Raw genomic sequence first — 17,472 nt, 5'->3', positions numbered from 1 at the left:
CCGGACTTCCAGCGCGTGCCAATGTCCCTGCATGACCCCGCCGCCAGGCCCCTCGTCATCGCGGACATGCCGGAGCGGACGGTCCCGCCGGCCCTGCCCGCCATGATCGCGGCCGCCGACCCGCCAGGGCAGCCCGCCCTGTTCGTCCTGGTCGTCGATGATGACGAGGATATCGTCCTGAACCTGGCGGAGGGCCTGGAACTCAGCGGCCATGCCGTGCTGACCGCCCATTCAGCGGCGCAGGCCCGCGCCGTGATGGCGGGGCGGGATGATATCGGCGTGGTGATCACCGATATCCGCATGCCGGGGGAGGATGGCCTCAAGCTGGCCCAGACGATCATGAGCGGCCGGCCGGATGAGGTGGCGGTCGAGGTGGTGGTCATCACCGGCCACGCCACGGTGCAGGACGCCGCGGCCGCCATCCGCCTGCACGTATTCGACTTCCTGCCCAAGCCCTTCACGGTGGACGCCGCGGCCGAAGCCGTGGAGCGCGCCTTGGCCCGCGCCCGGTCCCGGCGCGCGGATGGCGCCCAGCGCCGCGACCTGCTGCGGCGGACGGAGGAAGCGGAGCGCGCCCGGGCCGAGATGGAACGCCAGGTCGGTGGGGCGGAGGGCCGGCTTTCGGCCATGCCGGTCGGCTTCGCCCCGGCCGAGGCGCTGCGGCGCGAACTGCACGCCATCTCCCACGCGCTGCGCACGCCGCTGCACGCCATCGCTGGGGGCGCTGATCTGCTGAAGCTGCGGGGCGGGACGCTGGATGACGCCGCCGCGCGCGACGACATGGACATGCTGCAGGATGGCGTCCAGCGTGCGGTGGAGGCGGTGGCGCTGGTGGAGGAACTGCACCGTACCGATGCCAGCCCGCCGGAGGAGGAGGTCGCGCCGCTCGACCTCTCCCTCGCCATGGCGCGCCTGGCCCAGCGGCTGCGGCGGCGTGACCCGCCGCCGGCGGCCGACCTGCTGGTGGAGGCGGGCGCGGGCATCCTGGTGCGCTGCCTGCCGAATGATCTGCGGCGGGTCATCGACCTCTGCGCCGACAGCGCGCTGGCCTGGGCGCCGCCCGGCGCCACCGTGGTGCTGGCGGCGCAGCCGGTGCAGGCGGGCATGGTGGAAGCCAGCTTCGCCGTCCGCAGCGGCGGTGCCGGGGCCGATCACCCCGCCGCCGTGCTGTCCGATTTCGCGCGAACCCAGGAAGACCTGCGCTTCGCCATCGCCCGCCGCCTGGCGGAGCGCCATGGCGGCAGGCTGACCAGCACCGGCGGCGCTGATGGCGCGATGACCTTGCGCCTGCTGCTGCCGGCGGGGTGAACCGGGGACGGCATCGCCGCCCCCGCGCTTCGATCAGCCGACCGGCACCACGCTGGTCCAGCCATGCGCATCATTGGTCCGGCCGTACTGGATGCCGACGATGCTGTCGTAGAGCTTCTGCGTCAGCTCCCCGGTCACGCCACCATTGATCAGCACATCCTCCCCCTTGTAGCCGAGGGTGCCGACCGGGGAGACGACGGCCGCGGTGCCCGTGCCCCACATTTCCTTCAGCGTGCCGTCGCGCCCGGCCGCCATCACCTCGTCGATCGTGATGGGACGCTCGGAAACCTTGAGGCCCCAGTCCCGCATGAGCTGGAGGGTGGAGGCGCGGGTCACGCCATCCAGGATGGTGCCGGCCAGCGGGGGCGTGATCACCTCATCCCCGATGCGGACCATGATGTTCATGGTCCCGACCTCATCCAGGTACTGCCGGTGCACGCCATCGAGGTAGAGCACCTGCGTGTAGCCCGCGGCGGCGGCATCCTGCTGGCCGGAGAGCGACTGCGCGTAGTTCGCCGCCGTCTTCGCCTCGCCCGTGCCGCCGCGCACGGCGCGCACATGGCTGTCGGATGCCAGGATGCGGACCGGCTTCACGCCTTCCTTGTAGTAGCTGCCGACCGGCGACAGGATCAGGAAATACAGGTAGCTGTGCGCGGGATGCACGCCCAGCATCACATCGGTCGCGATGATGGTGGGGCGGAGATATAGCGAGGTGCCGGCCTTGCGCGGCACCCAATCCGCATCCACGCCGACCAGCGCGTCGAAGCTCTGGCGGATGATGTCCACCGGCACTTCCGGCATGCACATGATGCGGGCGGAGCGGTTGAAGCGCTCCGCATGGCGGTCCGGGCGGAACAGGCGGATCTGGCCGTCATCGCCGCGGAAGGCCTTCAACCCGTCGAAGATCGCCTGGCCGTAATGCAGCACGCTGGTCGCGGGGTCGAGGCTGAGGGGCCCGTAGGGCTCGATGCGCGGGGAATGCCAGCCCTGGCCCTCGTCGTAGTTCATCAGGAACATGTGGTCGGTCAGGACCTTGCCGAAGGACAGGGTCTCATCGGCGGGCTTCGCCTTGGGCGAGCTGGTCCGGGTGATCGGGAAATTGCTCATCAGGCGAGTCCTCCAGCGTTTCCTTGCGCGTTCCCTACCATGCCGCGTTCTTTTAGAAACGGTAAGAGGGGCTGACATAGTTTCGTTGCATGGCTGCCCCGCGGGGCTAGCCGACGCAGCAGCTCTTCGCGCTGCGGCCGGGCGGCACGTCCAGCGCCGGGTTCTCGTCGAAGAAGCCCTCGGGATGCAGGGCGAAGCCGGCGGTGATGACGGGCTGGACCGGGAAATCCTCCGGCCGCGGGACGTGGTGCAGGCCGAAGCTGTGCCAGAGGACCAGATCGGCATCGACGAGCGGCCGGTCCGCCGCCGTCCAGGCCGGCAGGCCATCGCCGCCGCTGGACTGGTTGGGGTAGCGGCCCGCGGCGAACATCTCCTCTGCATCGAAAGCCGTGACCCAGAGCTGCCTGGTCATGAAGGCGGCGCGCTTCGTCACGCTGGCCTCGGGGGCGGAGAAGGTGGGCAGGGGGTTCTGGACGACCAGGCGATAGGCGGTCGGCTGGCCCATGGCGTTGCGGGCGTGGGCGCTTTCCACCCGCCAGCCACGCATCTTGTAGAAATCCACGTTGCGCTGTGCGCGCAATTCGCTCTCCAGCACCGTCTCCCGCAGCATGAAGGCGTTGCCGTGGGGGTTCTCCGGCCCCATCGGCAGGCCAACGGTATCGACCTCCACCACCCGGTTCGCCTCTCCGTCGACATCCATGTCGAGCCGCATGTTGAAGACGTGCTGGTGCAGATGCGCATAGACGCCGGGGGCCACCAGGGTGCCGAAGCGGGGTTCCTCCCCCGGCTTGAGGCCGGCGGTGTTCATGATGCCGGTGGCCTTGATCTCGAAATGGATGGAGCCGTCCTGGTGCAGGTACCAGAAGGACCCGTATTCGTAGTTGCCGATGGTGGATATGGAGGACAGCACCAGCCGCCTTGCGCGCCGCACCTCCACCTTGCCGGTGTGCAGGTCCGTGTGTTTCCAGAGGATCCCGTGATCCTCCTCATGCAGGCAGATCGCGTTCGGGATGCAATAGGGATCTCCCTTGCTGTCCGCCAGCCAGCCATCGAAGTAGTGGATGGCGCCGAGGCAGTCGCAGCCCAGCGTCAGCGAATTGGCCAGCACGCCGATGCCGTATTCCCCGACATCGAAGGCGTTCTTGCGGAAGTGCCCGCCGCCGGGGTGCGCATAGGGCACCACCATCTCCGACAGCGCGCCGCGATGCATCACGGGGCGGGTGCGGCCCTGGTCCTCATAGGTCAGGGCGTGCAGCACCAGGCCCTCCCGCGCGTTGAAGCCGACGCGGAAGCGCCATTTCTGCCAGCGGACTTCCTGGCCGTCCACGGCGAAGGAAGGACCGTCCGGCTGGATGATCTCCAGCGGCCGGATGTCGTCGCGGAACACCGTGCGGAACTGCGCCGCATAGTTCGAATCCCGCATCGGAATCGGTGCCGCGCCATGGTCGTCGATGCGCAGCACGGCCGCGCGGTCGAGGTCGATGACAGCGCAGAGACCCTCGATGGGGTGGGCATAGGCGTTGTCGTCCGGCGAGGTGCGCAGCCAGCAGAAGGTGTGCGACAGGCGCCGCCCTTCCTCATCCGGCAGTCCGTAGTTCCCGGCGGACCAGGGGTCCACCTGCACCAGCCCGATATCGGTGATCCCGCGCCTTGCCAGCGCGGCCTGGAAGCCCGGATCGGCGCGGGCGACGCGGCCGACCAGTTCGATGTCGTCGAAGAGGATGCGCGGCCGCACGCCGGGGATGTGCTGCCAGGACAGCACCGCGCCGGCGGCCAGGTCCACCACCGCCTCGAACACCCGGCCATCGCGGCGATCGAAGGCGCAGACGAAGGCGCGGCGGGGCGGGGGCGTTTCCGCGCGGAGCTCGGCCTTGGACGGTTCGGCCAAGCTGATCGTCTCGAACATCATCCCCGCGCCCAAATCATGCGCGGCGCGGACCAGCGCGGTGGCTTGGCGGATTTCCGCGGGAGTCAGCGGATCGAGCGGGTGGGCGGGCATGGGGTCGTCCTTCGGGCCTCCGGGGACGGTAACGGGGGCGGGAGGGGGACGGAAGCGTGGGCCGGTTCAACGGCTGAATGAGCAGGCATCGGTTATTCACTGCGATTGAATCGTGATTATTGACTCTACGCGATCGATGATCGCATGATCCGCGTGCCGCAGAGGAGCGCCCCATGCCGCCCATCCTGCCCTGCTGTCGGGGCTGACCCGCCGCCCCCTTCCGCCCGGTCCGCCGGGCGGCGCCGTCCCTCCGCGCAAGGACCCGTCCTTCATGCCTCTCGTGCCATCCCGGCGCGCCGTGCTCGGCCGCCGCGCGACCTTCCTGCTGCCTGCGTTGCTGGCATCGCCCGCCATCGCCGCCGATCTTCCGCGCCGGGTGCCGCCCGGCACGCGGCTGGTGGCGGCGGACCAGAACCAGGCGTTGCAGACCATGATGCAGGCCTCCGGCGAACATGGCCGCCTGGCCGCGACCGTGAACTACGCCAATTTCCTCGGCGGCCCCGCCATCCTGGAGGCGTTCCGCGCCGGTGCGCTCGACCTCGGCATCGTCGGCAACACGCCCCCCATCCAGGCCCATGCGGCGGGGGAGCGCATACCCATCATCGCCGCCCGGACCTCGACCGAGCCGGACTACAAATTCGCGGTGCGCCCGGGGCTGACCGTCGCGACGCTCAAGGACTTCGCCGGCAAGCGCATCGCCTATGCCGAGGGCACGGGCCGCCAGCCCTTCGTGCTGCGGGCGCTGCAACTGGCGGGGCTGACGCGCCGCGACGTGCGCCTGGTGCCGCTGCGTGTCTCCGACTTCCCCGACGCGGTGCGGGGCGGGCAGGTTGACCTGGCGCCGCTGAACGAACCGCATTTCTCCCGCTACCTCGCGCAATGGGCGGATCGCGGGGCCTCCGCCCTGCCGGCTGACCAGCATGCCGATCTGCCCCGGCGCCTCAGCTACCTCTATGCCAGCGGTCGCGCGCTGGATGATTCGGCGAAGGCCGCGGCGCTGCGGGACTTCGTCATCCGCTGGATCGCCGCCAGCCGCTGGTCCAAGGCGCGGCCGGAGGAATGGGTGCAGGCCTATTACGTGCGCCTGCAGAACCTCCGCCCGGAGGATGGCCGCGCCATCGAGGCCTCCGAGGGCGAGTACCGCTTCCCCGCGCTCTCCACCCTCATCGCCCCGCACCAGTCGACGATCGACCTGATCCACGCCGCCGGCGACATCCCCCGCCGCCTGGATGCGCGGGAGGAATTCGACCTGCGCTTCGACGCGGTCATCGCGGAGCACGCGGCATGAGCGATCGCGCCAGCTACGAATTGATCTCGGTGGCGGATGTGCTGCTGCCGATCGATCCGCCGCAACCCCGCCCGGCGCCCCGCGCGGCGCCGGTGCTGGCGCCGCGGCGCCTGCCGGCCTGGGGCATCCTCTTCGGCCCGCTGGTGCTGGTGCTGGTCTGGGAAGCCGCGTCGCAGACCGGCCTGCTCTCACCCCGCCTGCTGGCCGCGCCCTCCACCGCCGTCACCTCCGGCTTCGCCATGCTCCAGGCCGGCACCTTGCAGGAGCATTTCCTCGCCTCCGCCCAGCGCGCCTGGCTCGGGCTCGGCATCGGCGTGGCGATCGGCCTGGTGCTGGCGCTGGCCTCAGGCCTGACGCGGCTTGGCGAGGCCTCGATTGACGGCGTCGTGCAGGTGAAGCGCGCCATCCCGACGCTGGCGCTGATCCCGCTGGCGATCCTGTGGCTCGGGATCGGGGAGGTGATGAAGATCGCCCTCATCGCCACCTCCGTCCTCGTCCCCGTCTACATCAACACGCATGCGGCGCTGCGCGGCATCGACCTGCGCTTCGTCGAACTCGCGCGCTCCGTCGGCCTCGGCCGGGCGGAGTTCCTGCGGCGCGTGGCGCTGCCGGGTGCGCTGCCGGGCTTCTTCACCGGGCTCCGCCTGGCGGTCACGGCCTGCTGGACCGCGCTGGTCGTGCTGGAACAGATCAACACGACGGAGGGCATCGGCTACCTGATGAACCGTGCGCGGGACTACGGGCAGACGGATGTCATCGTCGTCGGCCTCGCGGTCTATGCCGTGCTGGGCCTGGCGTCGGACATGGCGGTGCGGGCACTGGAACGGCGCGCGCTGTCCTGGCGCAAGGCACTCGGCGCATGAGTCCCGCGGTGAGGATCGAGGCGCTGACCCGCGCCTTCGCCGGCCGCGTGGTGCTGGACGGGATCGACCTCGCGATCCAGCCCGGGGAGTTCGTGGCGCTGATCGGCCGCAGCGGCTGCGGCAAATCCACGCTGCTGCGCGCCATCGCGGGCCTCGATGACGGCGTGGCCGGCGGCGGCACGGTGGAGGCGCCGCGCAGCAAGGCCATCCTGTTCCAGGACAGCCGCCTTCTGCCGTGGGAGCGGGTGCTGTCCAACGTCACCCTCGGCCTCGCTGCCGCGGATGCCGAACCCCGCGCCCGCCGCGTGCTGGCCGCCGTGGGGCTGGAGGGAAGGGAGGATGCCTGGCCCGGCACGCTGTCCGGCGGCGAACAGCAGCGCGTGGCGCTGGCCCGCGCTTTGGTGCGCGAACCCGCGCTGCTGCTGGCGGATGAGCCCTTCGGGGCGCTCGACGCGCTGACCAGGCTGCGCATGCACGCGCTGCTCGCCGCCCTGGTGGCCCGCCACCGCCCGACCGTCCTGCTGGTGACGCATGATGTGGATGAGGCACTGACCCTCGCGGATCGGATCCTGGTGATGGACCAGGGCCGCATCACGCGGGACCTGCCCATCGCCCTGCCGCCGCCGCGCCGCCGCAGCGATGCCGGCTTCGACGCGCTGCGCGGCCTTCTTCTCAACGCCCTCGGCGTTCCCGAACACGCCTGACCGGAGGAGCATGACCATGCCCCGCGACTTGCACCTGAACCTCTTCATCAACAGCCGCGGCCATCATGAGGCCGCCTGGCGCCACCCCGGCGCGACGCCGCGCGCGCTGACCGACATCCGCTACTACCAGGACCTCGCCCGCGCCGCGGAGGCCGCGGCCTTCGACAGCATCTTCTTCGCCGACCACCTGGCCCTGGGCGATGAGGCCGCGCATGTCGCGAAGGGGCAGCTGGAGCCGATCACGACGCTCGCCGCCGTGGCCGGCGCCACCACGCATATCGGCCTGATCGCCACCGCCTCCACCAGCTATACGGAGCCCTTCAACCTCGCCCGGCAATTCGCCAGCATCGACCACATCAGCGGCGGGCGCGTCGGCTGGAACATCGTCACCACCTGGCTGCCAGAAGCCGGGCGCAATTTCGGGGAGGCGAAGCAGACCCCGCATGCCGAACGCTATGCCCAGGCCGATGACTTCCTCGACGTGGTCAAGAAGCTCTGGGACAGCTGGGCGGATGATGCGGTGCTGGATGACCGGGAAGGCGGCCGCTTCGCCGACCCCGCGCGCATCCGCCGCTTCGACCACCAGGGCCCGCACTACCAGGTCGCCGGCCCGCTGAACCTGCCGCGCGGCCCGCAGGGAAGGCCCGTGCTGGTGCAGGCCGGCTCCTCCGACACCGGGCGCGGCTTCGCGGCGCGGCATGCGGAGGCGGTCTTCACCGCGCATCTGGAGAAGCAGGCCGCGCAGGGCTTCCATGCGGACCTCAAGGCCCGCGCGCGGGCCATCGGCCGCGATCCCTCCCAGATCCTGGTCCTTCCTGGCATCAGCCCCGTCATCGCGGGGACGGAGGCAGAGGCGCAGCGCCTGCAACGCGAGCTGAACGAGCTGACCGACCCCGCCGTCGGCCTGGCGCGGCTGTCTGCACGCTTCGGTGGGCATGATTTCTCGCACCTCTCGCTCGACCAGGTGCTGCGCGTGGAGGACTTCCCCGACCCCGCGACGGTGCAGGCCGCGCAGAGCCGCGCCGCCGTCATCACCGCGCTGGTGGCGCGGGAACGCCCGACCTTGCGGGCCCTGCTGCACAGCCTGTCCGGTGCCCGAGGCCATTTCAGCCTGGCCGGCACGCCGGAACAGGTGGCGGCGGTGATCGAGGATTGGTTCACCACCGGCGCGGCGGACGGCTTCAACGTCATGCCGCCCGTGCTGCCCGCGCTGTTCGACGCCTTCGTGGCGGAGGTCGTGCCCATCCTGCGCCGCCGCGGCCTGTTCCGGCAGGGCTACAGCGGCACGACGCTGCGCGACCACCTCGGCCTGAGGCGGCCGGACAGCCAGTTCTTCCCCGCAACCGGGATCGCCGCCGCGGCCTGACCCTCAGCGCCGGTCGATGGGCCGCCAGCCGTGCCGCAGCGCGCGGCTGGCGCGATCGAAGGCGAAGCGGTTGCCGCCGCCACGGCCGGGCTGGTCCTCCGCCCGGCTGATCGGCACCGCCTTCAGCGCGCAGAGCAGCAGCGCGCCCACCGCCCCATGGGCGACGATGGCGACATCGCCAGGCGGCGCCTGCGCCAGCACATGGTCCACCGCCGCGACGATCCGCGCCTGGGCATCGATGGCCCGTTCCCAACCGCGGACGCTGTCCGTGGGCCTGGCGAAGAAGGCATCGGCCATGGCCTCGAAGGCTGGGCCGGGCAGGTAGCCGGTGGCGCTGCGGTCGTTTTCGTGCAGGGCCTCCAGCACCGTCACATCCAGGCCCGTGCCGGCTGCCAGGATCGCGGCGGTATCCACGGCCTTGCGTTCCGCGCTGCCGAAGAGGCTCGCCACGGGTCGCAACCACGGCTGTTCCAGCATCGCCAGCGCGCGGTGGATGCCCCGGGCGGAGAGGCGCCATTCCGGCACGGGAATCCCGGGGTCAACATGGACGTCGGGGTGGGTGATGAAGTGGACGATCGCCATGTCGCGGTGCACGCTATGCTGTGGGAATCCTGGAGGCGCAGCCTGCGCCCGGACTCCTGCGGAGGAGGCTCCCGATGCTGCGTCGCCTGCTAGCCATCGCCGTCATGGCCACATTGTCGCTTTCGGCGGCGGCGCAATCCCCGCCCCGGCTGGTGAACGGCTTCGCGCCGGGCGGTACCGCCGATATCGTTGCCCGGCTGCTGGCCGATCTCGCCGGCCCGGCGCTTGGCACGCGCCCGGTGGTGGAGACGCGGACCGGCGCCACGGGTTTCATCGCCGCCGAACAGGTGGCGCGCGGCCCCGCGGATGGCTCCGCCGTCGTGCTCTGCGTCATGTCCATGCTGGCCATCGCGCCGGAACTGCCGGGCGCGCGCCTGCCGATCGACCCACGCACGGACCTCGCCGGCGTCGCGCTTTTCGCGCTGTCCCCCTACGGCCTGGTGGTGGGGGCGCAATCGCCCTACCGGTCGCTGGCCCAACTGGTGGAGGCCGCGAAGGCGCGTCCCTCCGCCGTCTCCTATGCGAGCGTCGGCGTGGGGTCCGCGCCGCATCTCGGCGGCGCGCTGATCGGCCTGCGCGCACCGGCGGAGATGGTGCATGTGCCCTATCGCGGCGCCGCGCCCGCGCTGCTCGACGTCATCGCCAACCGCGCCGATTTCATGATGGTGAGCCTCGGCGACGTGACGAAGCAGATCCAGGATGGCGATCTGCGCCTGCTGGCGCTGGGGGATAGCCGCCCGGTGCCGCTGTTCCCGAACGTCCCGCCGATCAGCGCCACGCTGCCGGGGGTGGAGAGCTACACCTGGTTCGGCCTGTGTGGCCCGAGGGGGATGAGCGCCGAGGGCCGCGCGCGGTGGGAACGCGGCACCGCCGCCGCTGTCGCCGATCCCGGCTTCCGCACGCGGCTGGAAGCCATGGGCCTGGTGCCGCTGTTCGAGGATGGGGCCACGATGGATCGCCGCATCGCCGCTGATCGTGAATTGTGGGGAGGCGTGGTGCGTGCCGCTAACATCCGGGCCGAATAGGACGCCGCCCTCGCCGGCGGAGCTCAAGCTTCGCACGACCGCCATGCCGGCGGATGCCAACCCGTCCGGCGACATCTTCGGCGGCTGGCTGATGGGGTTGATGGACCTGGCCGCCGGCAACGCGGCCGGCCGTCGCGCCCGCGGCCGCGTCGCGACCATTGCCGTGGACGGCATGAAGTTCCACCGCCCTGTCGTCGTCGGCGACGAGGTCAGCATCTATGCCTGCATCGTCTCCGTCGGCCGCACCTCCATGCGCATCGAGGTGGAGGCCTGGCGGCGGGAGCGGTCGGAGGATGAGATGTTCCTGGTGACGGAGGCGGTCTTCACCTTCGTCGCCATCGATGAGGCACGTAAGCCGCGACCCGTGCCGCAGGAGGGTGCGTGATGGACGGAAGCTGGCCCCTGATGCGGGATCACGTCATCCGCTGGTCCGAATGCGACCTCTACGGTCACGTCAACCACGCGGCCTACCTCACGATCTTCGAGGATATGCGCATCGCGCATTGGGAGGCGCTGACGGGACTGCCGATCTCGCCAACCCGCCCCGGCCCGGTGGTGGCGCAGATCGAGGCGAAGTACCACCGCGCGGCCGGGTTCGGGGAGAAGGTGGTGCTGGGCAGCCGCGTGGTGTCCTTCCGCCGCACCTCCTTCATCCATGACTATGCGATGTGGCGGGATGGCGTCGCCTGCTGCACCGGCCGCGCCATCTGCGTGGTCACGCGCAACGACACCGGGGAGAAGGTGCCGCTGTGGCCCGACCTGCGCGCGGCGATGCTGGCGGAAGGCGCGGTGGCGGAGGGCTAGAGGGCGCCGAGATACCGCCCCGCCAGCCCGCCCTGCTGCCGCCGGTCATGCTCCATCAGCAGGCGCAGCGCGGCATCGGCCGATGCGTAGCAATCATGCAGGATCGTCGCCATCGCCAGCAGCGCGCGGTCCGGCAGCGCCGCCAGCTTGGTCAGGTCCCGGATGAAGATGGCATCGGCCCAGACCATCTGGCTGAGCCCGGCATAGGGGCTGCCGCCCACGACCATCGGGCTCATCACCCGGCTGTTGAGCGGGAAGAAGCGGTGGAAGGCGAAGCCCTGGCCGCGGAGGAAGGCGTCCACATCGCCGAATAGCGGCTGGTCCTTGTAGAGGGGCAGGAACTCGACCTCCGCCTGCACCACCAGCGCGTCGCGCAGCCGCGCCTCCGCATGGCGCAGCACCATCAGCTCCGCGCCCTGGATGTCGAGCTTGAGCAGGTCGGCGCCCTCGGTCTCCGGCACATCGTCGAGGCGCACGGTGTCGAGTTCCACCCGGTCCAGCACCCGGCCCCAATCGGGGAAGCCGTGAAACAGGGCGAGCGTGGCGGGATCGGGTTCCAGCAGGGATGTCATGCCGGGCGCCTGGCAGACCCGCAGCGTGTGGCGGCCGCCATCGCCCACGGCGTGCGGGAAGTAGCGTTCATGCGGGCCCTTGCGGGCGTTCAGCGTGGAAAGCGCCGCGGCATCGGGTTCGAACCCCACCACCTCCGCCTGGCCGGCGCGCAGCAGGGCGGCGTAGGGCGGGTCGCCATCGATCGGGTTGGCGCCGATGTCGATGGCCTTGATGCGGATGTCCTGCCCGGTGATGTCCCGGAAGGACCGGCTTCCTGCCGCCATGGATGCGCTGCCTTCTGCTGTCGCAGGGCCAATCTGGCGCGGGCGGGTTAACGAAGCGGCAAACTCGAAAAGCCCTCTCCCCCGGCCGGGGGAGAGGGTTGGGTGAGGGGGCGCCCTTCCCCGGTCAGACGACCGTCAGGCTTTCCCGCCGCAGCTGCACCGCCAGCGCGTCCAGCGCCCGCCCGGTCCGCTCCACCATCTCATCGACCTCATCCGCCTTCATGATGAGCGGCGGGGAGAAGGCGATGGTGTCGTTGGCCAGGCCGCGCAGGATCACGCCCTCGGCCTCGCCCAGCTTGGCGAGGCGCGGGCCGACCTTGGCGGAGGGCTCGAAGTTCTTCTTGGCACCCTTGTCGGCGACCAGTTCCATGGCGGCGACCATGCCGATGCCGCGCACTTCGCCGACCAGCGGATGGCCCTCGAAGCGTTCGCGCAGCTTCGCCTGCATATGGGCGCCGACCTTGTTGACGTGCTCGACAATGTTCAGCTCATCGTAGATCTTCAGCGTCTCCAGCGCGACGGCGGCGGCGACGGGGTGGCCCGAATAGGTGAAGCCATGGCCCCAGGTGCCGATGGTGGAGGAGCCGTCCGCCAGGCCCTGGAAGACGCGGTCATTGATGATGACGGCGGAGATCGGCAGGAAGGAGGCGCTCAGCGCCTTGGCGCAGGTGATGATGTCGGGGGTGATGGAATAGGTCTGGCAGCCCCAGTAGTTGCCCGTGCGGCCGAAGCCGCAGATGACCTCGTCCGCCACGAACAGCACGTCATACTTCCGCAGCACGGCCTGGATCTTGTCGAAATAGGTGGCGGGCGGAACCATCACGCCGCCGGCGCCCATCACGGGCTCCGCGAAGAAGGCGGCGACCGTCTCCGGCCCCTCCCGCAGGATCGTGTCCTCCAGCTCCTGCGCCAGGCGCGTGGCGAAGTCGGCCTCGGACTCGCCGGGCTTGGCGCCGTGGTAGTGGTGCGGCGTGGAGACATGGATGAAGCGGTCGCCGACGGGCAGGTCGAACATCTTGTGGTTCGCCGGCAGGCCGGTGAGGGACCCGCTGGCGATGGTGATGCCGTGGTATGCCTTCAGACGGCTGATGATCTTCTTCTTCTCGGGCTTGCCGATGGCGTTGTTGTAGTACCAGACCATCTTGATCGCGGTGTCGTTCGCCTCGGACCCGCTGTTGGCGTAGAACACCTTCGACATCGCGCAGGGCGCACGCTCGATCAGCATCTCGCTGAGGTCGATCAGCGGCTCATGCGACTTGGCGGTGAAGGCGTGGTAGAAGGGCAGCTTCTTCATCTGCTCATAGGCAACCTCGGCAAGCCGATGGTTGGAGAAGCCGAGGGAGGCGCACCACAGGCCGGCCACGGCCTCGATGTATTCCTTGCCCTGGTCGTCCCACACCTTCACGCCTTCGCCGCGGGCGATGACCAGCGGGCCGTTCTTGGCATGCGCGCGGTGGTCGGTATACGGGTGCAGCACATTCGCGATGTCGCGTTCCGCGTTGGAATTCCGGACCGGCGTGGCGGGCGGGGTCATGGAGTGCATCTTCCTCAACTGGCGTCCCTGGGATGCTAGAACGCCATTCGCCCCGCGTCATCTGCCGTGACGCCCGCCACGGTTGCGGCGGGCAGGTCTTCGTCGCATTTTGCCCCCCGTTCAGCCGCCGAGTGGCCGGAGAGTTCACATGACCGAGATCAAGCCGCACGGCTCCCACTGGGGTTCCTTCGAGGCGGTGGTCGAAAACGGCCGCCTGGTGGAAGCGCGACCCTTCGCGCGGGACCCCTTTCCGGGGTCGCTGCTGCAGTCGATGCCGGAAGCCGTGCATGGCAAGGCGCGGATCGACCGGCCCTATGTCCGCGCCGGCTGGCTGCGTGGTGAGCGGCGCGGATCGTCCCGCGGCGGGGATGATTTCGTGGCCGTGGAATGGGATCGGGTTATCCGCCTGGTGGCGGAGGAATCCGCCCGGGTGCGGGCGGAACACGGCCACGCCTCGATCCTGGGCGGGTCCTATGGCTGGTCCTCCGCCGGGCGCTACCACCATGCGCGCACGCAGTTGCACCGCTACCTGGGCATGGGCGGCGGCTTCACGGCGCAGGTGACGAATTATTCCTACGGCGCGGGCATGACCTTGATGCCGCATGTGCTGGGGACGAACGAGGTCATCCAGGGCCCCGTCACGGATTGGGGCAGCATCAGGAAGCACACGAAGCTGATGCTGTGCTTCGGCGGCCTGCCGCTGAAGAACGGGCTGGTGACGTCGGGCGGCGCGGGCGGGCATGAATATGTGCCGCTGATGAAGGCGGCGGTCGCGGCAGGCGTGCGCTTCGTCAACATCTCCCCCTTCAAGGGCGATGTTGGGGATTTCCTCGGCGCTGAATGGGTGCCGATCCGGCCGAACACCGATGCGGCGATGATGTTCGCCATGGCGCATGTGGTGATCTCCGCGGGGCGGGAGGATGCCGATTTCCTCGCGCGCTGCACGGTCGGCTGGGACCGCTTCCGCGACTATGTGATGGGCGCGGCGGACGGCGTGGCGAAGACGCCCGAATGGGCCGAAGCCATCACGGAAGTGCCCGCCGCCACCATCCGCCGCCTGGCGATGGAGGCCGCGGGCGCCCCCACCATGTGCACCGCCACCTGGTCCATCCAGCGTGCCGAGCACGGGGAGCAGCCCTGGTGGGCGCTGACCGCCTTCGCGGCGCTGCTGGGCGGCATCGGCAAGCCGGGGCAGGGGATCGCCTTCGGCTATGGCTCCATGAATGGCATGGGGACGCCGCGGCATGAGGTGCCCTCCGTCGCCGGCCCCGCCGTGCGGAACACCTGCGGCGCCTATATCCCCGTGGCGCGGGTGACGGAGCTGCTGGAGCGGCCGGGCGAGATCCTGCAATACAATGGCCGTGACCTGCTGCTGCCGGACATCCGGTTGATCTGGTGGGCGGGCGGAAACCCCTTCCACCACCACCAGGACCTCGGCCGGCTGCTGCGGGCCTGGAACCGCGCGGATACGGTCGTGGTGCAGGAACCCTGGTGGACCTCCGTCGCGCGCCACGCCGATATCGTGCTGCCGGCGACGACGACGCTGGAGCGCAACGACATCGGCAGCGCGTCCCGCGACCGCTACGTCCGCGCCATGCACCAGGCGATCCCGCCCGTCGGCCAGGCAAGGAACGACGTCGATATCCTCGCCGACCTCGCCGATGCCGCGGGCTTCCGGGCACAGTTCACGGAACAGCGCGATGAGGGCGCCTGGCTGCGGCACCTGTACGGCCGCTGGCGCCAGGCCTGCGCCGCGCAGGGGATCGAGGTGCCGGATTTCGAGCGTTTCTGGGCCGAGGGCTTCGTCGAGATTCCCGCGCCGGAGCAGGACTATGTCCAGTTCGCGGAATTCGCCGCGGACCCGGAGGCCAACCCGCTCAACACGCCCTCCGGCAAGGTCGAGATCTTCTCCGAGACCATTTCGTCCTTCGGCTATGCCGAGACGCCGGGCCATGCGGTGTGGATGGAGCCGACCGAATACCTGGGCTCCCCGCTGGCGCAGACATTCCCGCTGCACATGCTGTCCTTCCAGCCCTCCACGCGGCTGCATGGGCAGTTGGACAGCGGGCCGGTGGCCGCCGCCGACAAGATCCAGGGGCGGGAGCCGATCCGCATGCACCCGGATGACGCGGCCGCGCGCGGGCTGGTGGATGGGCAGGTCGTGCGCGTCTTCAACGCCCGCGGTGCCGTCGCGGCGGGGCTGCGCGTGACGGCGGATATCCGCCCCGGCGTCGTCGCGATGGCGACGGGTGCCTGGTGGAACCCGGCCACTCCCGGTGCCACCGACGCGGCCTGCATCCACGGCAATGCCAATGTGCTGACGGCGGATATCGGGACCTCGCGCCTCGGCCAGGGATCGGCCGCGCAATCCTGCCTGGTGCAGATCGAGGCCTGGCCGGGCGAGGCGCCGCCCGTCACGGTCCATGTGCCGCCCGCCGGGGCCACCGCCGTTCCATGATCGGCCGTCGCCTGCTGCTGGCCGCGCCTGCGCTGCTTTGCCTGCCGGCGCGGGCGCAGGTCACCACGCTGGACCTGCCGCCGGTGATGCCGCCGCTGCGGCCGGATGATTGGGTGGCGCCCGGGCATCGCCGCGACGTGCTGGTGCGATGGGGCGACCGCGTGACCTTCGACGCCGCGCCGTGGGAGCCGCGCAACCCCACCGCCGATGGCGTGGCCGGCCAGTTCGGCTGGGATGCGCGGCTGGCGGGCCTGGTCGCGACTCCGATGGGCGCGGATGGCGTGCCGCGGCTGGTCGTCGCCGTCCTGCACCCCGAGGTCGATCCCGCCATGGCCTTCCCCGGCGGGCGGGACCGGCCGGCGGTGGCGGCGGCGATGTCGGGCGCCTCGCTGCTCAACCTGGAACGCCAAGGCGGGCGCTGGGTGCTGGTGGATGGCGGGTTCCAGAGCCGCCGCCTCGGCACCTCCACCCTCTGCCGCATGGGCGGGCCGGTGGCGCTGGGGGGCGGCGTGGTCGGCTTGCTCGGCCCCGTCGCCGGCGCGGCGACGCCCTGGGGCACGCTGCTGCTGGCGGAACAGGACCCGGCTTCCTGGCTCGCGCGGTTGCAGGACCTTGATGCCCGCTTCCGGGATGGGCGGCAGTTCGGCTGGGTGGCGGAGGTCGATCCGCTGGACCCGCAGAGCGTCCCGGTGAAGCGGGGCGCACTCGGCCGGATCGGCGCGCAGGCGGTGGCGGCGACCGTGACGGATGATGGCCGCGCCGTCGTCTTCCTGGCCGATGGGCGGCCGATGGGCTTCGTCTACCGCTTCGTCTCCGCCGGGAAGGCGATGGAGGGCGATGCGCTGGAGGCCGGGCAACTGGCCGTCGCACGGGTGGAAGGCGAGGCCATCACCTGGCGGCCGCTTGCCGAGGGCGCGCTGATGGCGCCGGCCCTGGCGGCGGAGGCCGCGGGGGCGACGCCTTTCGACACCCCCGCCGCGCTGGCGATGGACCCGCGCCGGCAGCGCCTGCTGCTGGCCTGCCGCGCCGGCACAACGCGGGGGGAGGCACGGCTGGATGCCCTGAACCCGCGCCCCGGCGCCCATCCCGGCCATGTCATCGAGATCACCGGCGACCCCGCCGCGGCGCGCATGGCGGCGCGGGTGCTGTTCCTGGCGGGCGATGCCGGCGAGGGCGGGCGCTACGGCCGCGACATGCCGGCCAGCAGCGCCGTGCCGCGCTACCCCGCGACGCTGGCCGTGGACCAGCGCGGGCGGTGCTGGATCGGCACGGACCGCGCGGGGCGGCCCGGCGCCGCGCCGGACATGGCCTTCGCCTGCGACCTCGACGGTCCCGGCCGCGCCGTGCCGCTGCCGATCCATGCGGCGCCGCGCGGTGGCGCCATCGGCGGCGCGGCGCCGACGCCGGAGGGGGATGCGCTGCTGCTGGTGGTGCGGACGCCGGGTGCTGAACCAGGGGCCAGCTTCGACCGGCCGGCGACGCGCTGGCCCGCCTTCGACAACCGCCTGCCGCCGCGCAGCGCGCTGCTGTCGATCACCCGCAACGCCGGCGGTGCCGTCGGCGGCTGAGGCTTGACGACGGCCGCAACCTCGGCGCCC

Annotated in this window: 15 protein-coding genes; 10 read left to right on the top strand and 5 right to left on the bottom strand. The window is 71.0% G+C overall.

Going from position 1 to position 17,472, the window contains the following annotated elements:
• Window positions 1–21 precede the first annotated feature (21 nt).
• The gene (locus tag BM041_RS08700; RefSeq protein ID WP_092958427.1) at window positions 22–1,308 is read left to right on the top strand and encodes an ATP-binding response regulator; all 1,287 of its coding nucleotides are present in this window, start codon (window positions 22–24) and stop codon (window positions 1,306–1,308) included.
• A 33-nt stretch (window positions 1,309–1,341) separates the two neighbouring features.
• Here BM041_RS08700 and BM041_RS08695 read toward each other — a convergent pair whose 3' ends face one another.
• Together BM041_RS08695 and BM041_RS08690 are read right to left on the bottom strand one after the other, a co-directional pair.
• The gene (locus BM041_RS08695; RefSeq protein WP_092958425.1) at window positions 1,342–2,415 is read right to left on the bottom strand and encodes a branched-chain amino acid aminotransferase; all 1,074 of its coding nucleotides are present in this window, start codon (window positions 2,413–2,415) and stop codon (window positions 1,342–1,344) included.
• Between the two features lie 106 nt (window positions 2,416–2,521).
• Window positions 2,522–4,414, bottom strand: coding sequence for a primary-amine oxidase (locus tag BM041_RS08690; protein ID WP_092958423.1), 1,893 nt, complete (start codon window positions 4,412–4,414; stop codon window positions 2,522–2,524).
• A gap of 271 nt (window positions 4,415–4,685) precedes the next feature.
• On the opposite strand from BM041_RS08690, the gene BM041_RS08685 reads away from it, so the two are divergent.
• Genes BM041_RS08685 through BM041_RS08670 form a run of 4 tightly spaced genes read left to right on the top strand, consistent with a single transcriptional unit; the run spans window position 4,686 to window position 8,635 of the window.
• A complete protein-coding gene (locus BM041_RS08685; RefSeq protein ID WP_092958422.1) occupies window positions 4,686–5,702 on the top strand; it encodes an ABC transporter substrate-binding protein in 1,017 nt (338 codons plus the stop codon).
• A complete protein-coding gene (locus tag BM041_RS08680) occupies window positions 5,699–6,565 on the top strand; it encodes an ABC transporter permease (RefSeq protein WP_092958420.1) in 867 nt (288 codons plus the stop codon). Before BM041_RS08685 ends, BM041_RS08680 begins: the two co-directional genes overlap by 4 nt.
• The gene (locus BM041_RS08675; protein WP_092958418.1) at window positions 6,562–7,269 is read left to right on the top strand and encodes an ABC transporter ATP-binding protein; all 708 of its coding nucleotides are present in this window, start codon (window positions 6,562–6,564) and stop codon (window positions 7,267–7,269) included. Before BM041_RS08680 ends, BM041_RS08675 begins: the two co-directional genes overlap by 4 nt.
• 16 nt (window positions 7,270–7,285) lie before the next feature.
• Window positions 7,286–8,635 (top strand): LLM class flavin-dependent oxidoreductase, encoded by a 1,350-nt coding sequence (locus BM041_RS08670; protein WP_092959001.1) that lies wholly within the window; start codon window positions 7,286–7,288, stop codon window positions 8,633–8,635.
• Window positions 8,636–8,638: 3 nt separating this feature from the next.
• Here the strand turns inward: BM041_RS08670 and BM041_RS08665 are convergent, their stop codons facing one another.
• Window positions 8,639–9,217, bottom strand: a complete 579-nt coding sequence (locus BM041_RS08665) for a histidine phosphatase family protein (protein ID WP_092958416.1) — start codon at window positions 9,215–9,217, stop codon at window positions 8,639–8,641.
• A 74-nt stretch (window positions 9,218–9,291) separates the two neighbouring features.
• Here BM041_RS08665 and BM041_RS08660 point away from each other — a divergent pair, with 74 nt between their 5' ends.
• The 3 genes from BM041_RS08660 to BM041_RS08650 are packed head-to-tail and all read left to right on the top strand — an operon-like array spanning window position 9,292 to window position 11,046.
• On the top strand, window positions 9,292–10,242 hold the full coding sequence (locus tag BM041_RS08660) for a Bug family tripartite tricarboxylate transporter substrate binding protein (protein ID WP_092958414.1): 951 nt from the start codon (window positions 9,292–9,294) through the stop codon (window positions 10,240–10,242).
• 43 nt (window positions 10,243–10,285) lie between these two features.
• Window positions 10,286–10,627, top strand: coding sequence for an acyl-CoA thioesterase (locus tag BM041_RS08655; protein WP_245761984.1), 342 nt, complete (start codon window positions 10,286–10,288; stop codon window positions 10,625–10,627).
• Window positions 10,627–11,046, top strand: a complete 420-nt coding sequence (locus BM041_RS08650; RefSeq protein ID WP_092958410.1) for an acyl-CoA thioesterase — start codon at window positions 10,627–10,629, stop codon at window positions 11,044–11,046. Before BM041_RS08655 ends, BM041_RS08650 begins: the two co-directional genes overlap by 1 nt.
• Here BM041_RS08650 and BM041_RS08645 read toward each other — a convergent pair.
• Together BM041_RS08645 and BM041_RS08640 are read right to left on the bottom strand one after the other, a co-directional pair.
• Window positions 11,043–11,882, bottom strand: a complete 840-nt coding sequence (locus tag BM041_RS08645) for an FkbM family methyltransferase (protein ID WP_092958408.1) — start codon at window positions 11,880–11,882, stop codon at window positions 11,043–11,045. The genes BM041_RS08650 and BM041_RS08645 overlap by 4 nt on opposite strands.
• A gap of 124 nt (window positions 11,883–12,006) precedes the next feature.
• On the bottom strand, window positions 12,007–13,416 hold the full coding sequence (locus tag BM041_RS08640) for an aspartate aminotransferase family protein (RefSeq protein WP_092958406.1): 1,410 nt from the start codon (window positions 13,414–13,416) through the stop codon (window positions 12,007–12,009).
• 148 nt (window positions 13,417–13,564) lie between these two features.
• Here BM041_RS08640 and BM041_RS08635 point away from each other — a divergent pair, with 148 nt between their 5' ends.
• Together BM041_RS08635 and BM041_RS08630 are read left to right on the top strand one after the other, a co-directional pair.
• Window positions 13,565–15,874 carry a molybdopterin-dependent oxidoreductase gene (locus BM041_RS08635; RefSeq protein ID WP_092958404.1) on the top strand — a complete coding sequence of 770 codons (2,310 nt, stop codon included), beginning with the start codon at window positions 13,565–13,567 and terminating at the stop codon, window positions 15,872–15,874.
• Window positions 15,871–17,442 carry a PhoX family protein gene (locus tag BM041_RS08630; RefSeq protein ID WP_092958402.1) on the top strand — a complete coding sequence of 524 codons (1,572 nt, stop codon included), beginning with the start codon at window positions 15,871–15,873 and terminating at the stop codon, window positions 17,440–17,442. Before BM041_RS08635 ends, BM041_RS08630 begins: the two co-directional genes overlap by 4 nt.
• Window positions 17,443–17,472: the final 30 nt, after the last annotated feature.

It is taken from the genome of Falsiroseomonas stagni DSM 19981 (assembly GCF_900114315.1).
GTDB lineage: Bacteria > Pseudomonadota > Alphaproteobacteria > Acetobacterales > Acetobacteraceae > Falsiroseomonas > Falsiroseomonas stagni.
The sequence above is the reverse complement of the archived record's forward strand: the minus strand, read 5'-3'. Positions and strand labels throughout refer to the sequence as shown.